Here is a 24,523-nt window from a genome sequence, read left to right on the forward strand (position 1 = left end):
TAATCCGGTTTGCCGGGGGTTAACCCGCAGTTCGAGCCTTGAACGTCGCATCCGCCAACGTATCCGGCGTGCAACGCAGATCGCCGATCATCAGCACGTTGTTTTCCGTGCGGCCATCGCTCGGGTCGAGACGGAACTGGCACAGCAACTGGTTGCCGTGGCGCACCTCCAGGGTCGGTGAGCCGGCGTTCATTTCCATGGAGAAGAAGCCGTCCACTTCACTCACCCCGCGACTGGCGTGGTTGATGATGTGGTGGCCCTTGAGCGGGTTGCCCTGCGGGTCGATCAAGCGACCGAGCACGGTCAGGGTTCTCATCACTTTCACCTGGCGATATTCCACCCCCCCTTTGTTCAGGTGATAGCTGGAACGAGCCGGCTGGATGGTGGCTGCGGGAACGTGGTTACCCTCGAAATCGAAACTGACCGAGCTACTTTTGTAGGCGGTGATCGGCACGAAATTGCGCCCTGGCTTGAGTATCGCGCTGCCGCCGCTCAAATCATCGGCGCGCAAGGCGATGTCCTCGATGTCCGACTCCACGTCGATGATCATCCCGGCACCGTTGCGGTGGTATTGGCTGGTCATGACCATTTTTTGCCCGCCGACGGCCACGGTGCTTTCGAGGTTCAAGCCGCCGGTGAGGTCGTTGTTGAAGGACGAACGCTGGATGAAGCCGTCGCCATTGACCAGGTCCGAACTCATGGTCGCCATGGCATTCAAGCCGATGCCATAGGTATCGGTGATGGCCGAGGCGGAGACGCTTTGCAGCACATGGTCCTGCAGGGTTTTGCGATAGGTGATCGAGGCATTGTTATCGCGCCCGCCTTCCCTCGCGGTGCGGGTGCCAATGCTGCCGGAAATCTGTTCACCGGGACCGCCCAACGCGATATTCACACTCAAGTCGATGCCGCGATTGCGGTCGTCTCCCGAACTCACGCTGCCCGGCCGATCGAACAGCGACAGGCGCCAATTGGCGTCACTGCCAAACAGTTGAGTGCGCTGGCTCCAGCCCAGGTCCACGCCCGTGCCGTTGATGTTGCCTTCACTGTGGGACACCCGGGCGTTGATTGAGCTTTTAGTGGTGACTCGGTGATTGATCGACAGCGACGAATTGCTGGTTTGGCCGACGAACACATTGCGCTGCCGCACCCGCGTGCCATCGGGCAAGGTGTCGTAGAGCCGAGTGGTGTCGAGCCAGCTGCGGGTGTGACTGGCGACGAGACTGCCGCTGCCGTAGGAATAAAGGCCCTGTACATCGAGGCCGGTGCCGTAGTCTTGAGTCTTGTAGACGTTGGCGAACAGGCTGGCGTTATTGACGATGGCCCAGTCCACCGAGGTGCCGTATTGCAGCGAGTCGCGCACCTGGCGAGCGTTCAGGCCGAGGATTACGCGTGGGTGAAACAGGTAGTTAAACGCCGCACCGGCGGTCATGTCGCCATCGTGCTGCTCCTCCCAGTTGCTGAGCAACTTCGATTCGCGACCCGCAAACAGGTTGTAGCGCCAGCGCTCCTCATGGTTGCGCCAGTTGCTCGGTTTGTAGACCAGTTCCTGGGTGCTGGAAGTGATTTGGCCGTCTTCGATCAGGCGCACTTCCACTTCATAGATGCCGCCCGGCAGCGCACGCGTATCGAGGGTCTGCAACCCTGCTGGCACGGCCTGGGTGTTGATCAGCAAACCGTCGCGGTAAATCTCCACCGAACCCTGTCGATTGGCGGTGACATAGATGGGGTACACCGCCGGTTTCGGGTTGTTGATGGCCAGGCTGTCGGAGCTGCCGTACATCACCCCCAGCGCGGTGTCGGGGCTGATGCCAAAGGCGCGGGGCTGACGGGTCAAGCCTTCGGAAGTCGGCGTGAAATAACCCAGGCGCAGGAAGTTGCCTTCCAGTTCGCGTTGAGTGAAGAGTTCGTACACGGCGTGGTAGAGCTTGTTGTCCAGGCCACCGAGTCGAGACAGTTGCAAGTTGACCGCCTGGGTCCAGTTGCCCAGGCTGCTGCTGGCGTCCAGGCCGTAGCGTCCGCCAAGGTCCTGATTCTGACCGCCATTGAGGTTCAACTGGTTGCGTATGATCAACCCGGTGCTGCCGTGCTCCGGCAGGTTGTAGTAACGCTGTACCTCACCGTCACGCTCGGCGTTTTCCGTGAGGATCGACACCAGGGAATTTTCAAGGCTGTAATGCACAGCCAACAGCTGCTCGGGGCATTTCGCCTGACAGCCGCCCAAGGCTACGCCCTGCTTCAGATAGTTAGCCCAGGTGTCGCGCTCACTGGGCTTGATGGTGCTGTCGCTGACATCGACGAAGTTAACCAAAGTGACGCGATCGTCGCGCGTCAGCACAATCATCGCTTCACCAAGAAACTGTTGGTCAAGTTCCACGCGCACCGCCATCGGCACATCGAAGAAGTGTTCTTCGAAACCCTTCGGCAAGCCTTTGGCCTGCGCCAGCAAACTTCGAGGTGTGTGGCCGTTTTCCATGGGCGCGGCCACGGCAGTTGCGCAAAAACACAGGGCAAGCGCCGCCGCGATGGGAGTCATCGGGAACATGAACGAAATACTCTGAAGATAAATTCGTTGAAACCCGATCGACAGGCACTGGTTACCCATCGACCGGTAAGTGTTAACGAATAAGGCTGGGCCTTAAGTCATGGCCGACTTAGTTGATGCGTGGAACGGCGTCGAAGATCACGACCGGACTGGCCGTGTAAAGACCTGTCTGAGCAACAAGCGGCTGGGCGGGGGTAATCACCAGATCAGCCCGCATGCCCCCGTTGGATGCGGCATCGCTGACCACTTCCTGGGATGTACCGCTCAAGGTTACGCCGTTGAAGGCGTAGGTCAGTGCGATGAAGTTGGTGCCGTTGTGCAGGGGTTGCGGACCACCTTCCACATAAGCGTTGACCGAACCGAGAGTGTGGCGGATATCGTAAGTCGCACGCAGCGTGCTCAATTTCTCATTTACCACGTCGTAGGCCAATTTTTCATCTTTACCGAATTCAGGATTCACCGGCTGGGCGTGGAATGTGTTGGTGGGAATAAAGGCGCTGATGTTGATGGACGAGCGCGCTTCATCCGCAGCGAACGCCATCGAAGAGCTGAGGGCCAGGAGAGTCATCGGGACGGCGATTGCAAACTTCTTGAACATTGTTGAGTACCTGTTTTTTTTCAAAGGATTGGTCTGTGGAAAGTTTTAATGAACCGTGCCAGCAACCAGCGTGATGGCATTCCTGCTCAACTTTCGACGCCAACAATGATCAACCAAAATCCTAGGAAAGTAAGTACGAAAACTCCATGCAAGATGTAGTTAAAGTACCCCACGCACCCGTGGAAAAAGCACGAAAAACAACAGAGTAAGACATTTACCTATCAGCCATATCCTACACACAGTTTTTGAACGAGCCCCATGACCGACAGGACACCGTTCCCCCCTTACGATAGGGGATAGGCAAACAGGGCTTATGACTAATAGCGACGACAAGAGTGGGGAGCTTTTGGCCCAGGAGCGGCGGCGCCGCTGGAGCCCAGAGCAGAAGCTGGCCATTGTTGAAACGGGTTTACCGGGTGATACGTGACAACAAACCTTTTGCTTGAACGTCGGATCAAACAACCCGGCGTGCCGCGTCGGCACGAAGGCCGTATTGCTATGCGGCAGCATCAATGTAACGGGGAGTTGGTGTCCGGTTTGGTAGGGGCAGTCCAGTTTTCGCAATAAAAACACACAGAAAAGAACTAAAACAACTTCTGTAAGAAGTGTACTACTTATTCATTAACTCATTACCAACAACAGTTGGAACCTGATAATTATTTTAGTCACTCTAAAATTACCAACACTCCCTTCTCCCGCCAGACCGGCGGAGCTTCTGGTCTCCCGACCGTCGGTCAATAAAGCTTGCGCACTGCATAAGATATATCTTACGTTGTATCTAGAAATCACAGGAGAAGGAAAAAATGAGAGACCATCATTCCCCGCACCGCGAACACGGCGACGGCCGTGACGGCTTCGAAAAACGTCCCGGGCGCGAACGCGGCGGCCGCGGCCCCCGGGTGTTCGCCCCCGGCGACTTGAAATTGCTGCTGCTGGCGCTGATTGCCGAGCAGCCTTGCCACGGATATGACTTGATCCGCCAGATCGAAGGCATGTTCGACGGCGCCTATAGCCCCAGCCCAGGGGTGATCTACCCGACCCTGACCTTTCTGGAAGAGAGCGAAATGATTCAGGGCGATGCCGAGGGTGGCAAAAAACGCTACAGCGTGACCGACGCCGGACGTCTGTCTTTAACCGAACAAGCGATTGCCCTGGACGGCGTGCGCACACGCATCGATGTGAGCAAGCGCTCGTTGCGCGGCCACGATCGCCCGCCGCAGATCCACGAGGCGGTGCATAACCTGCGTCATGCCTTGCAACTGCACCATGGACGCTGGAGTGCCGAAGAGATCCAGCGTGTCGCCAACCTGCTCAACAACACCGCCAAAGCCATTGTCGACGGCCCCGCCGTTCAATTTGCCCAGGAGCCAGCCGAATGACCGACGTTATCGTGCCTTCCCAAACCATTCACCGCGTGATGCATGAAATAAAACGACGGCGCCTGGAGGTGCTGCGCGTCGTCGACCTGACGCCACGCATGCGCCGCATTACCCTCGGTGGGCCTGAGCTGGCCGGCTTCGTAAGCCTCGGCACCGACGACCACGTCAAGCTGCTGTTCCCGCAGAACGCGGAGCAACAGGCGGCGTTGGAAACCCTGGTACTCGGCGCCGGCAAAGACAACGGCCCGATGCCTGCCATGCGCGACTACACCCCGCGGCGCTACGACCTGGACACCCTGGAGCTGGATATTGATTTCGTGCTGCACGGCGACGGCCCTGCGTCGACCTGGGCCGAACAGGCCCAACCCGGGCAGTTCCTGCACATCGGCGGGCCCCGGGGCTCGATGATCGTGCCGGATATCTTCGACAGCTACCTGCTGATCGGCGACGAGACCGCCCTGCCCGCCATCGCCCGACGCCTTGAAGGCCTGGCGGCCAATCGCAAGGCGCTGGTGGTGATCGAAGTGGAAAATGGCAAGGAACAGCAAGTGCTGCAAAGCGCTGCCGAGGTCAATGTGATCTGGGTGCTGCGCGAAGGGGGCAAAGACCATTTGTTGAGCACCGTGCGCCAGATCCAGGTGCCAGCCGGCAGCCTGTACGCGTGGGTGGCAACCGAGAGCAAGGTGTCGCGGCAGATACGTCGGGTGTTGCTCGACAAGCACGGTTTGAACGAACAGTTCGTAAAGGCCGTCGGCTACTGGCGGCTGGACGACAGCGACGAGGAGTAATGAGGTTTGAACTGTAGGAGCGAGCATGCTCCGGGCGGCGTTCCGACGATGGTCGTCAACGATGACGCTGGGTACCAGACACCCCAGGGTGCTCTCAGGTTCATCGCGAGCAAGCTCGCTCCCACAGTAGATCGGGTACATCTGAGAGCCCAGTGGTCACCGCCACCGACGATCCAGCGCCATCAACAACAAAGCAATCACCACAAACCCCATCAGTAATCCGCCGGCATTCAAAAACACCTGTGGATAACCCAACTTGTCCACATCAATGAACGGATAGGGATAAGCCGCCAACACGTGCCCGCGAAGCAGTGTGTATGCGAAGTACAGCAACGGGTAAATCAGCCACAGCGCAATGTGCCGCAGACGCAAGGTGCCTTTCGGCACACAGAACCACCAATACAGCAGAAACAGCAGCGGCATCACGTCGTGCAACAGCTCATCGGCCAGCCATTGCCAGCCTTGCGGATGCCACAAATGCCGCAACAGCAGGTTGTAGGCCAGGCTAACCACCACGATGCTCACGGCAACACCGCTACTGACCCCCGGCTGCAGAAACCAGCGACGCGCCGCCGACTCGCGGGACGTGGCTGCACAGGTCAGCACGGTCGCCACCAGGGTGTTGCTCAGCACGGTGAAAAAACTGAAAAAACTCATCAGCCCGCCCAGCAGGCTGGCGCCGATGCTCCAGCGCGCAAAAAAAATCAGGTACAGCTGAATACTCAGCCCGGCCCAGCCCAGCACGGCCGCCAACGTCATCAAGCGTCGCTGCACGCCTTCCTTGGGTGGCATGTCAAACCGGGCGCTTGGTGCGCATCAGCTTCACGTATAAGCGCTCCACTTTCTCCCGTGCCCACGGGGTCTTGCGCAGGAACGTCAGGCTCGACTTGATGCTCGGATCGCTCTTGAAGCAACGTATATCGATGCGCTCGGCCAATCCCGACCACTCGTAATGGGTCACCAGCGCATTGAGGATCTGTTCCAGGGTGACGCCGTGCAGCGGATCGGGGTTGTGTTCGTTCATGCCAAGCCTTCGAGCAGGAGTGGGAATTGGAAGCCGCGCACCTTACGTTAAATGTAGGTGAAACCCAAAAGATCGCATCCTGCCCCAGCGCCTACAAGGACTGTTACCGAATCCGAAAGGATGCATGTCAGGAAAAGACCTTTCTCTATTTGTAACAGAACATTATCCTTACGCCCGCTTTAGCTGAAACGTTTCCTCCTCTGCTTTGCGTCTGCCGTTTTACGTTCATTCCCCAGAAAAAGATCAAGAATTTCTTCTCTATGCCTGATTTACGACTCCCCAAAGACAGCGCTGTCTTCAAGACTACTGTTAGCCTGCTCACAGGCCTAGGCGCTTTCAGCCTCGCCACGTGTACCCAGGCGGCGCCCGCCTTCGACAGCGACTCCCCGTGGATGCTTGGCGACTGGAACGGCACCCGCAGTGATCTTTCGGCGAAGGGCTACGATTTCAAGATCGACTACACCGGCGAAATGGGCAGCAATCTGCAGGGCGGCTACGACCAGGATCACACCGCTCGCTACAGCGATCAGTTTGGTTTCGGCACTCACCTGGACCTGCAGAAAATCCTTGGCTGGGATGACGCAGAGTTCCAGCTGACCATCACCAAGCGCAGCGGCAACAACATCAGTAACGACCGGATCAATGACCCGCGAGTGGGCGGATTCACTTCGGCACAGGAAGTCTGGGGCCGTGGCCAGACCACGCGCCTGACGCAGATGTGGTACCAGCAGAAGTTCCTCGACCAGACGCTCGACATCAAGGTCGGCCGTTTCGGCGAAGGCGAAGACTTCAACAGTTTTCCCTGCGACTTCCAGAACCTGGCGTTCTGCGGCTCCCAGGTCGGCAACTGGGTGGGCGACATCTGGTACAACTGGCCCGTCAGCCAGTGGGCGATGCGGGTCAAGTATCACCTGACGCCCGAACTGTACGCACAGGTTGGCGCCTATGAGCAAAACCCGTCGAACCTCGATCGCGACAACGGCTTCAAGCTCAGCGGCAGCGGCACCCAAGGGGCCATCCTGCCGGTGGAGCTGGTGTGGACACCAAAGTTCAACGGCCTGCCGGGTGAATACCGTGCCGGCTACTACTACAGCAACGCCGACGCCACCGATGTCTACAAAGACAGCAACGGCCAGCCCGCCGCGCTGAGTGGCGAGGCTTATCGCAGCGCCTCAAGCAAGCACGGTGTTTGGCTCGGCCTGCAGCAGCAAGTCACCAGCATTGCCAGCGACCATTCCCGAGGCCTGAGCCTGTTCGCCAATGGCACGATGCACGACAAGAAGACCAACGCCATCGACAACTATGTCCAGGCCGGCCTCGTCTACAAAGGCCTGTTCGATGCCCGCGCCAGGGATGACATCGGTTTCGCCATGGCCCGCGTGCACGTCAACCCGGCGTACCGCAAGAATGCCGAGGCGCGTAATCAGGCCAATGCTGTCTTTGACTACGACAACCCGGCCTACCTGCCGCCCCAAGACACCGAATACAGCGCCGAACTCTACTACGGCGTGCACGTCACGAACTGGCTGACGGTGCGCCCGAACCTGCAATACATCCGCCACCCCGGTGGCGTGAACGAGGTCGATGACGCGCTGATTGGCGGGATCAAGATCCAGTCGTCCTTCTAACCAACACCACAACCCCTGTGGGAGCGAGCCTGCTCGCGAAGAGGCCATCACATCCAACATTAGCGTCGGATGACACAGTGCTTTCGCGAGCAGGCTCGCTCCCACAAGGGATTACATCGACTGAACACCTGTTATATGAACCACGCCCCCGCGGGATCGTCATCTACAGTGAACCTGCGCGGGACCACTTGAAACGTAACGGAGAACCACACTATGAGCACTGAGGGTGCTTTGAGTCGAAGCCGTCTGTTGCCGACCCTGCTCGGCATACTGCTTCTGCTAATGGGCCTGGCCATGCTGGCCGGCGGGATCAAGCTGAGCATGCTCGGCGGCTCGCTCTACTACCTGCTGGCCGGTATCGGTCTTGCGCTGACCGGCATCCTGCTGATCGCCGCGCGCCGTGCCGCGCTGGGCCTGTACGCGCTGGTACTGTTCGCCAGCACCGTTTGGGCACTGTGGGAAGTCGGCCTCGACTGGTGGCAGCTGGTGCCGCGCCTGGCAATGCTGTTCGCGCTGGGCCTGGTCATGTTGCTGCCGTGGTTTCGTCGTCCGCTGCTGCGTGATGGCGCCGCCCCCTTGGGCACCGGCGCACTGAGCGTGGCTGTGGTGATCGCAGGCGCGACCGCTTTGGCCAGCCAGTTCACCAACCCGGGCGAAATCAAGGGCCAACTGGACCGCGACAGCGTGCCGGGCATGACCAACACCGCGCCGGCCATGCCCGACGGTGACTGGAACTCCTACGGCCGCAGCGCCCATGGCGACCGTTACTCGCCGCTGGCGCAGATCACCCCGCAGAACGTCAACAAACTGGTACCGGCCTGGACCTACCGCACCGGTGACCTGCCAGGGCCGAACGACCCGGGCGAAACCACCGCCGAAAACACCCCGCTGAAAGTCAACGGCATGCTCTACGTGTGCACGCCGCACAGCCAGGTGATCGCCCTGGACCCGGACACCGGCAAGGAAATCTGGCGTTTCGATCCGAAGCTGTCGACGCAGAATGCGGCGAACTTCAAGGGTTGGGCGCACATGACCTGCCGTGGCGTGACCTATCACGATGACGCGGTGTATGCCTCCGAACAGAGCCCGACCGGTTCCGCCAGTCCGGCCCCGGCCAGCGCTTGCCCGCGCAAGATCTTCCTGCCGACCGCCGACACCCGCCTGATCGCGCTGAACGCCGACACCGGCAAAATGTGCGAGGACTTCGGCGACAAGGGCCAGGTCGATCTGCGCGCCAACATCGGCGGTTTCACGGCCGGCGGTTACTACTCCACCTCGCCACCCGCGGTCACCAAGGACCTGGTGGTGATTGGCGGCCACGTCACCGACAACGTTTCCATCGACGAGCCAAGCGGCGTGATCCGCGCGTTCGACGTGCACACCGGCAAACTGGTGTGGAACTGGGACAGCGGCAACCCGGACGACACGACGCCGATTGCCGAGGGCAAGACCTACACCCGCAACTCGCCAAACATGTGGTCCGTATTCGCGGTCGATGAAAAACTCGGCATGCTGTACCTGCCGATGGGCAACCAGACCCCGGACCAGTTCGGCGGCGCTCGTACCCCTGAATCGGAACTGCACGCGGCCGGCCTGACCGCCCTGGACATCGCCACCGGCAAAGTGCGCTGGCACTTCCAGTTCACTCACCATGACCTGTGGGACATGGACGTCGGCGGCCAGCCGACCCTGATGGACCTCAAGACCGCCGACGGCGTGAAGCAGGCCGTCCTGGCGTCGACCAAGCAAGGCAGCATCTATGTGCTGGATCGCAGCACCGGCCAGGCCATCGTGCCGATCAACGAAGTGCCGGTACCGCAAGGCGCGGTGGAAGGCGACCACACCTCGCCGACGCAACCCAAATCCGACCTGAACCTGATGCCACCGCCGCTGCAAGAGCGCGACATGTGGGGCGTCACGCCGTTCGACCAACTGATCTGCCGGATCGACTTCAAATCCTTGCGCTACGACGGCCCGTTCACCCCGCCATCGCTGCAGGGTTCGATCGTCTATCCGGGCAATTTCGGTGTGTTCGACTGGGGCGGCATCTCGGTTGACCCGGTGCGTCAGATCGCGTTCGTGAACCCGAGCTACATGGCGTTCAAGTCGAAAATGATCCCGGCCGCCGAAATCGCCGCCCAAGGCCCGCGCAAAAGCGAAACCGAAGGCGTGCAACCCAACAAGGGCGCGCCGTACGGCGTGGTGCTCGAAGCCTTGCTGTCGCCAATGGGCCTGCCGTGCCAGGCGCCAGCGTGGGGCTACGTGGCCGCGATCGACCTGACCACCCATGAAAAAATCTGGATGCACAAGAACGGCACCGTGCGCGACAGCTCGCCGGTTCCGATCCCGCTGAGCATGGGCGTACCAAGCCTGGGCGGCACCTTCATCACCGCCGGTGGCGTCGGTTTCCTCAGCGGCACCCTGGACCAGTACCTGCGGGCCTACGACGTGAAAAACGGCAAGCAACTGTGGGAAGGTCGCCTGCCCGCAGGCGCGCAAACCACGCCGATGACCTACACCGGCAAGGACGGCAAGCAATACGTGCTGGTCGTGGCTGGCGGCCACGGTTCACTGGGCACCAAACAGGGCGACTATGTGATTGCCTACAAGCTGTCGGAATAAGTAACAACCGTAGCTAGCGCCAAGGCGACCCTCGCAAGGGGGTCGCCTTTTTTGTGGGCGAGCTACCAGTCCAAAAGCAGCACCCGGGGCCTTGCCTCAACGCCACAGCGGTCTAACATCAAACGAAAGGAAATTTTGTCCCAATCCCCTCAAGTTGAAGGACTCGACTACCGACACAGTACTGATCGGGCAATTGCCCCAGACACAGCAAATCGGCCAAGCTGCTGGCATTATCCCGCAGGATGGATTGTCCCTTTGACTGCCACCACGGGATTGCCAATACTCATGGCAACTTGATGCTACCCGCACGGAACAAGGAATTACCCTTTGAAGCTGGAACTCAAGAACAGCTTGTCGGTGAAGTTGCTCCGGGTCGTGCTCCTGTCGGCATTGATCGTCGGCGTGGTCTTGAGCTGCGCGCAGATTGTTTTCGATGCCTATAAAACACGCCAGGCCGTCGCCAGCGATGCCGAACGCATTCTCGACATGTTCCGCGACCCCTCGACCCAGGCCGTCTACAGCCTGGACCGGGAAATGGGCATGCAGGTGATCGAAGGCCTGTTCCAGGATGATGCGGTGCGTCAGGCCTCCATAGGCCATCCCAACGAAGCCATGCTGGCGCAAAAATCCCGTGAGTTGCAGCAGTCCAGCAGTCGCTGGCTGACCGACCTGATCCTCGGCAAGGAACGCACCTTCACCACCCAGTTGGTGGGACGCGGCCCTTACAGCGAGTATTACGGCGACCTGAGCATTACCCTCGACACCGCCACCTACGGCAAGGGTTTTATCGTCAGTTCGGTAATCATCTTCATTTCCGGGGTATTGCGTGCCCTGGCGATGGGCCTGGTGCTGTACCTGGTCTATCACTGGCTGTTGACCAAACCCCTGTCGCGCATCATCGAGCACCTGACCGAAATCAATCCCGACCGCCCCAGCGAGCACAAGATTCCATTGCTCAAGGGCCACGAGAAGAACGAACTGGGGCTGTGGATCAACACCGCCAACCAGTTGCTCGAATCCATCGAGCGCAACACGCACCTGCGCCACGAAGCGGAAAACAGCCTGTTGCGCATGGCCCAGTACGATTTCCTTACCGGCCTGCCGAACCGCCAGCAATTGCAAACGCAGCTGGACAAGATCCTCGTCGATGCCGGCAAGTTGCAGCGCCGGGTTGCGGTGCTGTGCGTCGGGCTCGATGACTTCAAGGGCATCAACGAACAGTTCAGCTACCAGACCGGCGACCAGCTACTACTGGCCCTGGCCGATCGCCTGCGCGCGCACAGTGGACGCCTGGGCGCCCTCGCCCGCCTGGGTGGCGACCAGTTCGCCCTGGTGCAGGCCGATATCGAACAACCCTACGAAGCCGCCGAACTGGCCCAAAGCATCCTCGATGACCTGGAAGCGGCGTTTGCCCTCGATCATCAGCAGATCCGCCTGCGCGCCACCATTGGCATCACCCTGTTCCCCGAAGATGGCAACAGTACCGAGAAGCTGCTGCAAAAAGCCGAACAGACGATGACCCTGGCCAAGACGCGCTCGCGCAACCGCTATCAGTTCTACATCGCCAGCGTCGACACCGAGATGCGCCGCCGTCGCGAGCTGGAAAAAGACCTGCGCGACGCACTGGTCCGCGACCAGTTCTACCTGGTCTACCAACCGCAGATCAGCTACCGCGATCACCGGGTCGTTGGCGTCGAAGCGTTGATTCGCTGGCAGCATCCCGAGCACGGGCTGGTACCACCGGACCTGTTCATTCCGCTGGCCGAGCAGAACGGCACCATCATCGCCATTGGTGAATGGGTGCTGGACCAGGCCTGCAAGCAATTGCGCGACTGGCACGACCAGGGCTTCAGCGACATGCGCATGGCCGTGAACCTTTCCACCGTGCAATTGCACCACGCCGAGTTGCCACGGGTGATCAACAACCTGATGCAGATGTATCGCCTGCCGCCACGCAGCCTGGAGCTGGAAGTCACCGAAACCGGCCTGATGGAAGACATCAGCACCGCCGCCCAGCATCTGCTCAGCCTGCGCCGCTCCGGTGCGCTGATCGCGATCGACGATTTCGGCACCGGTTATTCGTCACTGAGTTATCTGAAAAGCCTGCCGCTGGACAAGATCAAGATCGACAAGAGTTTCGTCCAGGACCTGCTCGATGACGACGACGACGCAACCATCGTTCGCGCCATCATTCAGTTGGGCAAGAGCCTGGGCATGCAGGTGATCGCCGAAGGCGTGGAAACCCTGGAGCAGGAGGCCTACATCATCTCCGAAGGCTGCCACGAGGGTCAGGGCTACTTCTACAGCAAGCCCCTGCCGGCCCGCGAGCTGGTGGCTTATCTGAAGCAAGCCCAGCGCAGTAACGCGGCAATCTTGTAACCCCCCCTGTAGGAGCGAGCATGCTCGCTCCTACAGAGTGAATAAGAAATATTTCCAACCGCAACCCTTTACACATAATGCGAAAGATTTGCATTATGTGTCACTTTTGCGCGCCGGACGCGTTATTCCACCCCCTCTCGAAGCAGGATGTTCGCCATGATTCGTATGCCTCTGGCTACCGCCAGTCTGTTGGCCATCGCAATTTCCCTCGCCGGTTGCGGTGAAGGCAAAGACAAAGAACAAGCGGCCGCTCCTGCGCCAGCGGCCAGCACTTCTGCGGCCCAAGTCGCACCAGCTGCTGCGCCTGCCGCTGCCAGCAAAGTCGACGAAGCGGCCGCCAAAGCCGTTGTCGCGCACTATGCCGACATGGTTTTCGCCGTTTACAGCGATGCCGAATCTACTGCGAAAACCCTGCAAAGCGCCGTCGACGCCTTCCTCGCGAAGCCGAACGCCGACACCTTGAAAGCCGCCAAGGCCGCCTGGATCGCTGCTCGCGTTCCTTACCTGCAGAGCGAAGTGTTCCGCTTTGGCAACACCATCATCGACGACTGGGAAGGCCAAGTGAACGCCTGGCCACTGGACGAAGGCCTGATCGACTACGTCGACAAATCCTACGAGCACGCACTGGGTAACCCCGGCGCCACGGCCAACATCATCGCCAATACTGAAATCCAGGTCGGCGAAGACAAGGTCGACGTGAAGGACATCACCCCGGAAAAACTCGCCAGCCTGAACGAGCTGGGCGGTTCCGAGGCCAACGTCGCCACCGGCTACCACGCCATCGAATTCCTGCTCTGGGGCCAGGACCTGAACGGCACCGGCCCTGGCGCCGGCAACCGTCCAGCTTCCGACTACCTGGAAGGCAAAGGCGCCACTGGCGGCCACAACGATCGTCGCCGCGCCTACCTGAAATCCGTGACTCAGTTGCTGGTCAGCGACTTGGAAGAAATGGTCGGTAACTGGAAGCCGAACGTGGCCGACAACTACCGCGCCACCCTGGAAGCGGAACCGGCTGAAAGCGGCCTGCGCAAAATGCTGTTCGGGATGGGCAGCCTGTCCCTGGGCGAACTGGCGGGCGAGCGCATGAAGGTTTCCCTGGAAGCCAACTCCCCGGAAGACGAACACGACTGCTTCAGCGACAACACCCACAACTCGCAGTTCTACGATGCCAAAGGCATTCGTAACGTGTACCTGGGCGAATACACCCGTGTCGACGGCAGCAAGATGACCGGCGCCAGCCTGTCGTCCCTGGTGGCCAAGGTCGATCCAGCGGCAGACACCGCATTGAAAGCCGACCTGGCTGCCACCGAAGCCAAGATGCAGGTCATCGTCGACCACGCCAACAAGGGTGAGCACTACGACCAGTTGATCGCTGCCGGCAACACCGCCGGCAACCAGATCGTCCGTGACGCCATCGCCTCCCTGGTCAAGCAGACCGGTTCGATCGAAGCCGCCGCTGGCAAACTGGGCATCAGCGACCTGAACCCGGACAACGCTGATCACGAGTTCTGATCACCGCAGGCTCTTCGGTTGCCGATCGTTCCCACGCTCTGCGTGGGAATGCAGCCCGGGACGCTCCGCGTCCCAAATCAAAAGCCGAACGCGGAGCGTCCGTTGAGGCATTCCCACGCGGAGCGTGGGAACGATCATCTGCCTAAGCGAACGATAATTCCTCTTATTCAAATTCCCATCCCCTGTTAGACTTTGCGCCCTTGTTTTGCTCGTCTTGCAGGATGTCTGATGCCCTCGCTGCCTCTTCGCTTGTCCGCACTGTTGTTGGCCCTGGGCCTGAGTGCCTGCGATGACGCCCCGAAATTCACCCAGGCTGAACCCGGTGAAGCCCGCTCCGGCGGCGGTACGACCGTGCGCAAGACCGATCAGAACGCCTTTTCGCTGCCCTCCGCTAACCTGCCGCCATCGCGGCGTGTGGACTTCAGTGTCGGCAATAGCTTTTTTCGTAATCCCTGGGTGATCGCTCCGTCGACCACCACCGCTCGCGACGGCCTCGGTCCGCTGTTCAACACCAATGCCTGCCAGGGCTGCCATATCAAGGACGGCCGCGGTCACCCGCCTGCGCCAGATGCGCGCAATGCCGTGTCGATGCTGATACGCCTGTCGATTCCCGACACCCCAGCCTACGCCAAAGTCATCGAGCAACAGGGTGTCGTACCGGAGCCCGTGTATGGCGGGCAGTTCCAGGACATGGCCGTGCCCGGCGTGACGCCGGAAGGCAAGGTGCGGGTCGACTACTCGCCGGTGATGGTTCGCTTCAAGGACGGCACCGAAGTGGAACTGCGCAAGCCGAGCCTGAACATCACCCAGCTGAACTACGGCCCGATGCACCCCGACACGCGCTTCTCGGCCCGTGTCGCACCTCCGATGATCGGCCTGGGCTTGCTGGAAGCCATTCCTGAAGAGGCCATCCTGGCGAATGCGGACGCGCAGGCCAAAGCGAAAAACGGCATCGCCGGGCGCCCGAACCGGGTCTGGGATGATATGCAGCAGAAAACCGTGCTCGGGCGATTTGGCTGGAAAGCCGGGCAGCCGAACCTCAATCAACAAAATGTCCATGCGTTTTCCGGTGACATGGGCCTCACGACCCACCTGAGGCCCTTTGACGACTGCACCGACGCGCAAACGGCCTGTAAGCAGGCACCCAGTGGCAACGGCCCCGATGGCGAGCCGGAAGTCAGCGACAACATCCTGCGCCTGGTGCTGTTCTACACCCGTAACCTCGCCGTACCGGCGCGCCGCGATGTCAGCACGCCGCAAGTGCTGGCCGGCAAGACCCTGTTCTACCAGGCCGGTTGCCAGTCCTGTCACACACCCAAGTACACCACCGCCGCCGACGCCGCCGAAGCTGAATTGGCCAATCAAGTGATTCGCCCCTACAGCGATCTGCTGCTGCATGACATGGGCGATGGCCTGGCCGACAACCGCACCGAATTCCAGGCCGGAGGGCGCGACTGGCGTACCCCGCCGTTGTGGGGCATTGGTTTGACTCAAGCCGTCAGTGGCCACACCCAGTTCCTGCACGACGGCCGCGCCCGCAACCTGCTCGAAGCTGTGCTCTGGCATGGCGGCGAGGCAAAAGCGGCGCAACAACAAGTTTTGTCTTTCAATACCGAGCAGCGCGCTGCGTTGTTGGCGTTCTTGAATTCCCTTTAATACCCATCTTCCCGCGGGAGCCCGACATGTTCCGTCCCAAATTGTTGTTCACCAGCCTTGCCGCGCTAGCCTTGGGCGCCTGCTCGCCACAGGACCCGCAGGCCGTCACTTCGGCTGCGATCGCCAAGTCGGTGATTCTGCCGACCTATACCCGCTGGGTTGAAGCCGACCGCCAGCTGGCCGTCAGCGCCCTCGCCTACTGCGAAGGCAAGGCAAATCTCGAAACCGCCCGCGCCGACTTCCTGCACGCGCAAAAAGCCTGGGCCGAACTGCAACCGCTGCTGATTGGTCCGCTGGCCGAGGGCAACCGTGCCTGGCAGGTGCAGTTCTGGCCCGACAAGAAGAACCTGGTCGGCCGCCAGGTCGAGCAACTGGTCACTGCACAACCGCAGATCGATGCTGCTGCACTGGCCAAATCCAGCGTGGTGGTCCAAGGCCTGTCGGCCTACGAATACATCCTGTTCGACAGCAAGCCTGATGTGGCCAACGCCGAGCAGAAGGCCAAGTACTGCCCGCTGCTGATCGCCATTGGCGAGCGTCAGAAACAGCTGGCCGAAGAAATCCTCAAAAGCTGGAACAACACCGACGGCATGCTCGCGCAAATGAGCAAGTTCCCGAACCAGCGCTACGCCGACTCCCACGAAGCAATCGCCGATCTGTTGCGCGTGCAGGTGACCGCCCTCGATACCTTGAAGAAGAAGCTCGGCACACCGATGGGCCGCCAGAGCAAAGGCGTGCCGCAGCCGTTCCAGGCCGATGCCTGGCGCAGCCAGTCGTCCCTGACCGCCCTGGAGGCCAGCCTCGCTGCGGCCAGAACGGTATGGGAAGGTGTCGACAACAAAGGCCTGCGCGGCCTGTTGCCAAGCGACCAGAAGCCATTGGCCGACAAGATCGACGCGGCCTACGCCGCTTCGTTGAAACTGTTCGCCAGCAGCCAGCGCTCGTTGACCGAAATGCTCAACGACGACGCCGGTCGCCAGCAACTCAATGATCTCTACGACAGCATCAACGTGGTCCACCGCCTGCACGAAGGCGAGCTGGCGAAGGCGCTGGGCATCCAACTGGGCTTCAACGCCAACGACGGTGACTGATGAGGGCGAGTTCCATGCTACGACGCCAGGCTCTGAAATTAGGGAGTTTGCTGCTGGGTGCGGTGTCACTGGGCGGCTGGACGCTGTCCAGGCACAAGGATAAAAGCCCGCTGCTGCTCTCGGCGCGGGACGATACCGACGGCAAGCACTACGCCGTCGGTTACCGGCTGGACGGCACCCGGGTGTTTGCCACCCAGGTCGGCCAGCGCTGCCATGACATCATCAATCACCCGACGCTGCCGATCGCGCTGTTCGTTGCCCGGCGTCCGGGCACCGAGAGCTACCTGATCGACCTGCGTGACGGCACGCTCCTGCAAACCGTGACGTCGCAACCGAACCGGCACTTCTACGGTCATGCGGTGATTCACCACAGCGGTGACTGGTTGTACGCCACCGAAAACGACACCACCGATCCGGGTCGCGGCTTGCTCGGCGTGTACACGTTCGAAGGCGAACGCCTGGTGCACAGCGGTGAGATTTCCACCCACGGCATCGGCCCGCATCAAGTGTCGTGGATGCCCGATGGCGAGACCCTGGTGGTGGCCAACGGTGGTATCCGCACCGAAGCCGAAAGCCGGGTCGAGATGAACCTCAATGCCATGGAGCCGAGCCTGGTCCTGATGCAGCGCGACGGCACCCTGCTGAGCAAGGAAACCCTCGGCCAGCAGATGAACAGCGTGCGTCACCTGGGCATTGCCAGCGATGGCACCATCGTCGCCGGCCAGCAATTCATGGGGGCAGCCCACGAGCATTCGGAGCTGCTGGCGATCAAGCGTCCGGGCCAGCCGTTCGTGGCGTTCCCGGTGCCGGAGCATCAGTTGCAAGCCATGGGGCACTACACCGCCAGCGTTGCGGTGCACAGCGACTTGCGCCTGGTCGCGCTGACCGCGCCTCGGGGCAACCGCTTTTTCATCTGGGACCTGGACAGCGGCGAAGTGCGCCTGGACGCGCCACTGCCCGATTGCGCCGGAGTGGGCGCGGTGGCCGACGGATTCGTCGTGACCTCGGGCCAGGGACGCTGCCGGTACTACGATTGCCGCCAGGCAAATCTGCTCGCCAAACCGCTGGATCTGCCGGCGGGGCTCTGGGACAACCATCTGCATCTGATGGCTTGAGTCAGGCCCAAAAAGATCGCAGCCTGCGGCAGCTCCTACAGGGTCATGTGTACACCTGTAGGAGCTGCCGCAGGCTGCGATCTTTTCCGGAACCGACAAAAATCAGCCATTGGATTCCCCTTCCCACTCGCGGTAATGTGCCCCACTGTCTCACCTGATTTCTCCAAGGAACTGGAAATATGCTGCGTCGCCGCATGCTGATCATGTTGGGTGTTGTACTGTTGATCGTGCTGGTCCTGGCCGGTTACAAAGCCTTCTCCATCTATACGATGATTCAGGGCTTCTCCGCGCCAAAACCGCCGATCAGCGTCGCCGTGGCCACGGCCATCGAACGGCCCTGGCAAGCCAGGCTGCCTACCGTAGGCACCCTCAAGGCGCTGCAAGGCGTAGACCTGAGCCTGGAGACCGATGGTACGGTCGTTGACCTGCAGTTCGAGTCCGGGCAGAAAGTCAAAGCCGGTCAACCCCTCCTGCGCCTGGACAGCGCCGTGGAAAGCGCGTTCCTCGAAACCGCCCTGGCCGACCTCGGCCTGGCCCAACTCGATTACGGTCGCGGAAGCCAGCTGGTGGGCAGCCAGGCCATTTCCAAAGGCGAGTTCGATCGACTGTCGGCGGTACTGAAAAAGAGCAAGGCCACGGTCAACCAACTCAAGGCCGCGCTGGGCAAAAAAAGCATCGTTGCCCCCTTCAACGGGACCATCGGCATTCGTCAGGTGGACGTTGGCGACTACCTGGCCAGTGGCACCATGATTGCCACCCTGCAAGACCTCAGCAGCCTCTACGTCGACTTTTTCGTGCCAGAGCAGTCGGTGCCAAAGATCGCCATTGGCCAGCCGGTTGAAATCATCGTCGCGGCGTATCCGTCCCAGACCTTCCCCGGCACCATCAGTGCGATCAACCCGAAACTGGAAAACAGCACGCGCAACATGCAGGTCCGCGCGACCCTGGCCAACCCCGATGGCAAGCTGCTGCCAGGCATGTTCGCCAACCTGCAGGTGATGTTGCCCAACCCGCGGCCGAGCATCGTCGTGCCGGAAAGCGCGATCACCTACACGCTCTACGGCAACTCCCTGTATGTCGTTGCAGAGAAGAAGGCTGAAGACGGCAGCCTCGAAAAAGACGACAAGGGCCAGCCGATCCTGATCGCTGAACGGCGGTTCATTGAAACCGGTGAACGCCGCGACGGGCAGGTGGTAATTACCAAAGGTCTGCAGAACGGCGAAAAGGTGGTCACGGCCGGCCAGATCAAACTGGACAACGGTGCGCACATCGCCATCAGCGACGACAAGACCCTGGCCGAAAAGAACAGTCAGCCACGCGCTGACTGATCAAGGAACCCCCAATGGCTTTTACCGACCCATTCATCCGTCGCCCGGTGCTCGCCACCGTAGTCAGCCTGTTGATTGTGCTGCTGGGCTTCCAGGCCTGGAGCACGCTGCCGCTGCGCCAGTACCCACAAATGGAAAACGCCCTGATCACGGTCACCACCGCGTACCCCGGGGCCAACGCCGAAACCATCCAGGGCTACATCACGCAACCGTTGCAACAGAGCCTGGCCAGTGCCGAAGGTATCGACTACATGACTTCGGTCAGTCGGCAGAATTTCTCGGTGATCTCGATCTACGCACGCATCGGCTCCAACAGCGACCGCTTGTTCACCGAACTGCTGGCCAAGGCCAACGAGGTCAAGAACCGCCTGCCCCAGGATGCCGAGGACCCGGTGCTGAGCAAGGAAGCTGCCGACGCCTCGGCGCTGATGTACATCAGCTTCTCCAGCAAGGAGCTGAGCAACCCGCAGATTACCGATTACCTGTCGCGCGTCATCCAGCCGAAGCTGGCAACCTTGCCGGGCATGGCCGAAGCCGAGATTCTCGGCAACCAGGTCTTCGCCATGCGCCTGTGGCTGGACCCGGTGAAGCTGGCCGGTTTCGGCCTCAGCGCCAGCGACGTGACCAACGCGGTGCGCCAGTACAACTTCCTTTCCGCCGCGGGCGAAGTGAAAGGTGAGTACGTGGTCACCAGCATTAGCGCCAATACCGAGCTCAAATCAGCCGAAGCCTTCGCCGCGATCCCGCTCAAGGTCGAAGGTGACAGTCGCGTGCTGCTGCGCGATGTCGCGCGGGTCGAGATGGGAGCGGAAAACTACGACACCATCAGCTCGTTCGGCGGTACGCCCTCGGTGTACATCGGCATCAAGGCCACGCCTGCGGCCAACCCCCTCGACGTGATCAAGGAAGTGCGCAAGATCATGCCGGAGCTTACGGCCCAACTGCCACCGAACCTGAAGGCGGAAATCGCCTACGACGCGACGCTGTTCATCCAGGCCTCGATCAACGAAGTGATCAAGACCCTGTTTGAAGCGGTGCTGATCGTGATCGTGGTGGTGTTCCTGTTCCTCGGTGCGTTGCGCTCGGTGGTGATCCCGGTGGTCACCATTCCGTTGTCCATGATCGGCGTGATGTTCTTCATGCAGATGATGGGTTACTCGCTGAACCTGCTGACCCTGCTGGCGATGGTGTTGGCCATCGGCCTGGTGGTGGACGATGCCATCGTGGTGGTGGAAAACATCCACCGCCACATCGAGGAAGGCAAGACGCCGCTGGATGCCGCCATCGAGGGCGCCCGGGAGATCGCCATGCCGGTGGTCTCGATGACTATCACCCTGGCGGCGGTGTATGCGCCGATCGGCTTCCTCACGGGCCTTACCGGGGCGCTGTTCAAGGAGTTCGCCCTTACCCTGGCCGGTGCGGTGGTGATTTCCGGCATCGTCGCCCTGACCCTGTCGCCGATGATGTGCGCCCTGCTGCTGCGTCACGACGAAAACCCCACGGGCCTGGCCCATCGCCTGGACCTGATTTTCGAAAGCCTCAAGCGCCGATACCAGACAATGCTCCACGGCACCCTCAACACCCGGCCGGTGGTGCTGGTGTTCGCGGTGATCGTGCTGTGCCTGATTCCCGTGCTGCTCAAGTTCACCAAGTCGGAACTGGCGCCGGATGAGGACCAGGGCATCATTTTCATGCTGGCCAGTGCACCGCAACCGACCAACCTCGACTATTTGAACACCTACACCGACGAGTTCATCACGATCTTCAAGGCGTTTCCCGAGTACTACTCGTCGTTCCAGATCAACGGCTTCAACGGTGTGCAATCGGGTATTGGCGGTTTCCTTCTCAAGCCCTGGAACGAGCGCAGTCGCACGCAAATGGAGATCCTGCCCGAGGTTCAGGCCAAGCTGGAGAGCATTTCAGGCTTGCAGGTATTCGGCTTCAACCTGCCTTCCCTGCCGGGTACCGGCGAGGGTCTGCCGTTCCAGTTCGTCGTCAACACGGCCAACGATTACGAGTTACTGCTGCAAGTGGTCGACCGGGTGAAAAAACGCGCGATGGAGTCCGGTAAATTCGCCTTCGTCGACGTCGACCTGGCCTTTGACAAACCTGAAGTGGTGGTGGATATCGACCGTGCCAAGGCGGCCCAGATGGGCGTGTCGATGCAGGATTTGGGCGGGACACTGGCGACGTTGCTGGGTGAGGCGGAAATCAACCGTTTCACCGTGGATGGCCGCAGTTACAAAGTCATTGCCCAGGTCGAACGCCCCTTCCGGGATAACCCTGACTGGCTGAACAACTACTACGTCAAGAACACCCAGGGCGAACTGCTCGCCCTCTCGACCCTGATCACCGTGACCGACCGGGCGCGCCCTCGGCAACTGAACCAGTTCCAGCAACTCAACTCGGCGATTCTTTCCGGGGTGCCGCTGGTCAGCATGGGCGAGGCCATCGACGCCGTGCGTCAGATCGCCCGGGAAGAAGCGCCGGCGGGCTTTGCCTTCGACTATGCCGGTGCATCGCGGCAATACGTCCAGGAAGGCAGTGCACTATGGGTGACCTTTGGCCTGGCACTGGCGATCATCTTCCTGGTACTGGCGGCCCAGTTCGAAAGCTTTCGCGATCCGCTGGTGATCCTGGTGACCGTCCCGCTGTCGATCTGCGGCGCCTTGCTGCCGCTGTTCCTCGGCTGGTCGAGCATGAACATCTATACCCAGGTCGGGTTGGTGACGTTGATCGGCCTGATCAGCAAGCACGGCATCCTGATCGTCGAATTCGCCAACCAGCTGCGCAAGGACAGGGGCCTGACGCCCCGCGAAGCGGTGGAGGAAGCCGCGGCCATTCGCCTGCGCCCGGTATTGATGACCACGGCGGCAATGGTATTCGGCATGGTGCCGTTGATCATCGCCACGGGGGCCGGCGCGGTGAGCCGGTTCGATATCGGTACGGTCATTGCCACCGGGATGTCGATTGGGACGCTGTTTACGCTGTTTGTGTTGCCGTGCGTGTATACGCTGCTGGCCAAATCCTCTCGCTAAGATCGTTCCCACGCTCTGCGTGGGAATGCCTCTACGGACGCTCCGCGTTCGGCTCTTGATTTGGGACGCGGAGCGTCCCGGGCTGCATTCCCACGCAGAGCGTGGGAACGATCTGCACTGCGCAACAAAAAAGGCCTCGCATCAGCGAGGCCTTTTATTTGGGCTTCATTGTGTTCAACTTTGCGGCCTCAATCCTTGAGAGAGTCCGAACATGAACAGCAACAAATCATGATCGGGTTGAGTGGCCACGGATGCCTTGGCAACCCGTGGCAACGGACAGTGCTCGCCACTGTGTACTGAACTTAAGACTTGCGTGCGGGGCTGCTCCCATGCCGCCACCGCGAGTGAAGCAACTGCCAAGGCTCCTACCAGAAACAAACCTCGCGCAACTTCAAGTTTCATTGCTATAAACCTTTGATAGCGCTGCCAAACGCCGTCTCATAAAAATAGACGAGTTTCTTCCAGTCCGTCGGGCTGAATGACGAGTGGCGGCGCAGCTGCTTCATGTCATGGGCCGCCGCCTGGCGAGCGGTCAAGCGCTGCCGGCACTTCTCCAGATCGATCAAGGCAACTTCGACTTTGGCTGCCTCACCCTCACCGGTGACGCGAACAAATACGTGCTTGATATAGATGCAGCTGTGTTGCCAACGCCCCTTGTGCATCCGCGCCAGGTTCTCGGCCAGGTCCTTGAGCACGCGATCGTGCACAGCCTCACCATGACGCTCGCGTCCGCCGCTTTCGTACCAACGTTCGATTTCCTCGAAGCCGTCCAAAGACTTGGTCACCAACAAGGCGCGCCACTTGTGCACGGGATCGCGTTGCGCTTCGCAGAACACGATTTCCGGGACGCGCACATCGAGCAGGCGCAAGCCGGTGAGTGCATCACGCTCGCGCAGCACCGTCGGCCGTCCGAAAGGGTGCAAAAGACCCCGATGGATATGGCCGGTCTGGCGTTTTACGTAGAGCAGTTGTCCATCACTGTCCATGAGACGCTGCACGCCACTCTCGCCACCGCGCCGGACGTTGGGCTCTTCCACCCATTCTCCGCGCTGATTCCAGAAGTAATCGAATCGGTCCTGGGAGGCGACGCCTGTTCCTGCTGCACACTGCTCTACCATCTGTTACCTCTTGCGTAATACATAAACTCGCCACATGGCATAGAGCGGCAAAAAGTCGATACGTTCCTGAATACGGAAACCAGCCTGCTCAAACTCCTTTTCTACGGTAGCCGCCGGTAACACAAATCTATTTTGGTAACCTTCCTGCCCACGGGTTCTCTCCGCGCGCTTGCGTTTCCAGGCTTTGAAGTTACCGTCGACCCACAGTGAAAGGATGACGCTGTCTCGGCTGACGCGCTCGAATTCGCGCAAGATCGCCAGTCGATGCTGGGCTTCACCGATGTGGTGGAGCAAACGCATGCAGAAAATGCTGTCGACAGCGTTATCCGGCAACGCAATGTCGAACGCGGATGTCTGCAAGGGTTGTACCCGTTTCACCACTTCAGCCGGTTGCGACTGTGTAGCGATCTTGATCATGGACTCGGAGTTGTCGGCACCGATGATCACGCGGTTGGGTTTCTCCGCCAGCATTGGCCAGAAACGCCCCGCACCGCAGGGCAGATCGAGAACCAGGCCCGGCTCGCCGACCAACGCCAGCGCCTTGCGCGCCATTTGTACGTCACGCCAGTGGGACAGGCGGCGGCCGACGCCATCCTTGTGTTTTTGCAGGTAACGTTTGGCGTGTTGATCGTCGTACTTGTTGGAAAAATCCAGTTTGATCGGGCCATCCACCATCATCAATCTCCTGAGCTTCTGATTCCAACC

Annotated in this window: 18 protein-coding genes; 11 read left to right on the forward strand and 7 right to left on the reverse strand. The window is 60.4% G+C overall.

Features of this window, described 5'->3' with window-relative positions; all coding sequences use genetic code 11:
• Positions 1 to 19: 19 nt before the first annotated feature.
• Both HGP31_RS25615 and HGP31_RS25620 read right to left on the reverse strand, forming a co-directional pair.
• The gene (locus HGP31_RS25615; RefSeq protein ID WP_033043792.1) at positions 20 to 2,542 is read right to left on the reverse strand and encodes a TcfC E-set like domain-containing protein; all 2,523 of its coding nucleotides are present in this window, start codon (positions 2,540 to 2,542) and stop codon (positions 20 to 22) included.
• A 109-nt stretch (positions 2,543 to 2,651) separates the two neighbouring features.
• Positions 2,652 to 3,140 carry a CS1 type fimbrial major subunit gene (locus HGP31_RS25620; protein WP_168758897.1) on the reverse strand — a complete coding sequence of 163 codons (489 nt, stop codon included), beginning with the start codon at positions 3,138 to 3,140 and terminating at the stop codon, positions 2,652 to 2,654.
• Between the two features lie 803 nt (positions 3,141 to 3,943).
• Between HGP31_RS25620 and HGP31_RS25625 the strand changes: the two genes are divergently transcribed.
• Both HGP31_RS25625 and HGP31_RS25630 read left to right on the forward strand, forming a co-directional pair.
• Positions 3,944 to 4,519, forward strand: a complete 576-nt coding sequence (locus tag HGP31_RS25625) for a PadR family transcriptional regulator (protein ID WP_020797450.1) — start codon at positions 3,944 to 3,946, stop codon at positions 4,517 to 4,519.
• Positions 4,516 to 5,307, forward strand: a complete 792-nt coding sequence (locus tag HGP31_RS25630; protein WP_168758898.1) for a siderophore-interacting protein — start codon at positions 4,516 to 4,518, stop codon at positions 5,305 to 5,307. Before HGP31_RS25625 ends, HGP31_RS25630 begins: the two co-directional genes overlap by 4 nt.
• Positions 5,308 to 5,463: 156 nt before the next feature.
• Here HGP31_RS25630 and HGP31_RS25635 read toward each other — a convergent pair whose 3' ends face one another.
• Positions 5,464 to 6,099: a Pr6Pr family membrane protein gene (locus HGP31_RS25635; RefSeq protein ID WP_020797452.1), complete on the reverse strand. Its 636-nt coding sequence runs from the start codon at positions 6,097 to 6,099 to the stop codon at positions 5,464 to 5,466.
• Between the two features lies 1 nt (position 6,100).
• The gene (locus HGP31_RS25640) at positions 6,101 to 6,331 is read right to left on the reverse strand and encodes a VF530 family protein (RefSeq protein ID WP_020797453.1); all 231 of its coding nucleotides are present in this window, start codon (positions 6,329 to 6,331) and stop codon (positions 6,101 to 6,103) included.
• 260 nt (positions 6,332 to 6,591) lie between these two features.
• Here HGP31_RS25640 and HGP31_RS25645 point away from each other — a divergent pair, with 260 nt between their 5' ends.
• From HGP31_RS25645 to HGP31_RS25690, 9 genes are all read left to right on the forward strand, one after another.
• Entirely contained in the window at positions 6,592 to 7,959 is a 1,368-nt protein-coding gene (locus HGP31_RS25645; RefSeq protein ID WP_168758899.1) for a carbohydrate porin, read from the forward strand.
• Positions 7,960 to 8,172: 213 nt separating this feature from the next.
• Positions 8,173 to 10,581, forward strand: coding sequence for a glucose/quinate/shikimate family membrane-bound PQQ-dependent dehydrogenase (locus HGP31_RS25650; protein ID WP_168758900.1), 2,409 nt, complete (start codon positions 8,173 to 8,175; stop codon positions 10,579 to 10,581).
• 327 nt (positions 10,582 to 10,908) lie between these two features.
• A complete protein-coding gene (locus HGP31_RS25655; RefSeq protein ID WP_020797458.1) occupies positions 10,909 to 12,960 on the forward strand; it encodes a putative bifunctional diguanylate cyclase/phosphodiesterase in 2,052 nt (683 codons plus the stop codon).
• A gap of 156 nt (positions 12,961 to 13,116) precedes the next feature.
• On the forward strand, positions 13,117 to 14,472 hold the full coding sequence (locus HGP31_RS25660) for an imelysin family protein (protein WP_168758901.1): 1,356 nt from the start codon (positions 13,117 to 13,119) through the stop codon (positions 14,470 to 14,472).
• A gap of 228 nt (positions 14,473 to 14,700) precedes the next feature.
• Positions 14,701 to 16,128, forward strand: coding sequence for a di-heme oxidoreductase family protein (locus HGP31_RS25670; protein ID WP_168758902.1), 1,428 nt, complete (start codon positions 14,701 to 14,703; stop codon positions 16,126 to 16,128).
• A gap of 26 nt (positions 16,129 to 16,154) precedes the next feature.
• On the forward strand, positions 16,155 to 17,219 hold the full coding sequence (locus HGP31_RS25675; protein WP_168758903.1) for an imelysin family protein: 1,065 nt from the start codon (positions 16,155 to 16,157) through the stop codon (positions 17,217 to 17,219).
• A gap of 14 nt (positions 17,220 to 17,233) precedes the next feature.
• Positions 17,234 to 18,334, forward strand: coding sequence for a DUF1513 domain-containing protein (locus HGP31_RS25680; RefSeq protein WP_020797463.1), 1,101 nt, complete (start codon positions 17,234 to 17,236; stop codon positions 18,332 to 18,334).
• 179 nt (positions 18,335 to 18,513) lie between these two features.
• Positions 18,514 to 19,662, forward strand: coding sequence for an efflux RND transporter periplasmic adaptor subunit (locus HGP31_RS25685; protein WP_168758904.1), 1,149 nt, complete (start codon positions 18,514 to 18,516; stop codon positions 19,660 to 19,662).
• Between the two features lie 14 nt (positions 19,663 to 19,676).
• Positions 19,677 to 22,700, forward strand: coding sequence for a multidrug efflux RND transporter permease subunit (locus tag HGP31_RS25690; RefSeq protein ID WP_168758905.1), 3,024 nt, complete (start codon positions 19,677 to 19,679; stop codon positions 22,698 to 22,700).
• Positions 22,701 to 22,874: 174 nt separating this feature from the next.
• Here HGP31_RS25690 and HGP31_RS25695 read toward each other — a convergent pair whose 3' ends face one another.
• From HGP31_RS25695 to HGP31_RS25705, 3 genes are read right to left on the reverse strand one after another with little or no spacing between them, the layout of a single operon-like run.
• Positions 22,875 to 23,102, reverse strand: coding sequence for a hypothetical protein (locus HGP31_RS25695; RefSeq protein WP_020799915.1), 228 nt, complete (start codon positions 23,100 to 23,102; stop codon positions 22,875 to 22,877).
• Positions 23,103 to 23,104: 2 nt separating this feature from the next.
• Positions 23,105 to 23,818, reverse strand: a complete 714-nt coding sequence (locus HGP31_RS25700) for a lipopolysaccharide kinase InaA family protein (protein WP_042955730.1) — start codon at positions 23,816 to 23,818, stop codon at positions 23,105 to 23,107.
• A gap of 3 nt (positions 23,819 to 23,821) precedes the next feature.
• Complete coding sequence (locus HGP31_RS25705) at positions 23,822 to 24,490, reverse strand: class I SAM-dependent methyltransferase (RefSeq protein WP_033044253.1); 669 nt, start codon at positions 24,488 to 24,490, stop codon at positions 23,822 to 23,824.
• Positions 24,491 to 24,523: the final 33 nt, after the last annotated feature.

The organism is Pseudomonas umsongensis (assembly GCF_012647205.1).
GTDB classification, from domain to species: Bacteria; Pseudomonadota; Gammaproteobacteria; order Pseudomonadales; family Pseudomonadaceae; genus Aquipseudomonas; species Aquipseudomonas umsongensis.

Coding starts and splice junctions, on each gene's coding strand:
- HGP31_RS25685 (WP_168758904.1), top strand. CDS start 18,514: ATGCTGCGTCGCCGCATGCTGATCATGTTGGGTGTTGTACTGTTGATC.
- HGP31_RS25620 (WP_168758897.1), bottom strand. CDS start 3,140: ATGTTCAAGAAGTTTGCAATCGCCGTCCCGATGACTCTCCTGGCCCTC.
- HGP31_RS25670 (WP_168758902.1), top strand. CDS start 14,701: ATGCCCTCGCTGCCTCTTCGCTTGTCCGCACTGTTGTTGGCCCTGGGC.
- HGP31_RS25690 (WP_168758905.1), top strand. CDS start 19,677: ATGGCTTTTACCGACCCATTCATCCGTCGCCCGGTGCTCGCCACCGTA.
- HGP31_RS25700 (WP_042955730.1), bottom strand. CDS start 23,818: ATGGTAGAGCAGTGTGCAGCAGGAACAGGCGTCGCCTCCCAGGACCGA.
- HGP31_RS25640 (WP_020797453.1), bottom strand. CDS start 6,331: ATGAACGAACACAACCCCGATCCGCTGCACGGCGTCACCCTGGAACAG.
- HGP31_RS25630 (WP_168758898.1), top strand. CDS start 4,516: ATGACCGACGTTATCGTGCCTTCCCAAACCATTCACCGCGTGATGCAT.
- HGP31_RS25625 (WP_020797450.1), top strand. CDS start 3,944: ATGAGAGACCATCATTCCCCGCACCGCGAACACGGCGACGGCCGTGAC.
- HGP31_RS25675 (WP_168758903.1), top strand. CDS start 16,155: ATGTTCCGTCCCAAATTGTTGTTCACCAGCCTTGCCGCGCTAGCCTTG.
- HGP31_RS25650 (WP_168758900.1), top strand. CDS start 8,173: ATGAGCACTGAGGGTGCTTTGAGTCGAAGCCGTCTGTTGCCGACCCTG.
- HGP31_RS25635 (WP_020797452.1), bottom strand. CDS start 6,099: ATGCCACCCAAGGAAGGCGTGCAGCGACGCTTGATGACGTTGGCGGCC.
- HGP31_RS25660 (WP_168758901.1), top strand. CDS start 13,117: ATGATTCGTATGCCTCTGGCTACCGCCAGTCTGTTGGCCATCGCAATT.
- HGP31_RS25615 (WP_033043792.1), bottom strand. CDS start 2,542: ATGTTCCCGATGACTCCCATCGCGGCGGCGCTTGCCCTGTGTTTTTGC.
- HGP31_RS25645 (WP_168758899.1), top strand. CDS start 6,592: ATGCCTGATTTACGACTCCCCAAAGACAGCGCTGTCTTCAAGACTACT.
- HGP31_RS25695 (WP_020799915.1), bottom strand. CDS start 23,102: ATGAAACTTGAAGTTGCGCGAGGTTTGTTTCTGGTAGGAGCCTTGGCA.
- HGP31_RS25680 (WP_020797463.1), top strand. CDS start 17,234: ATGCTACGACGCCAGGCTCTGAAATTAGGGAGTTTGCTGCTGGGTGCG.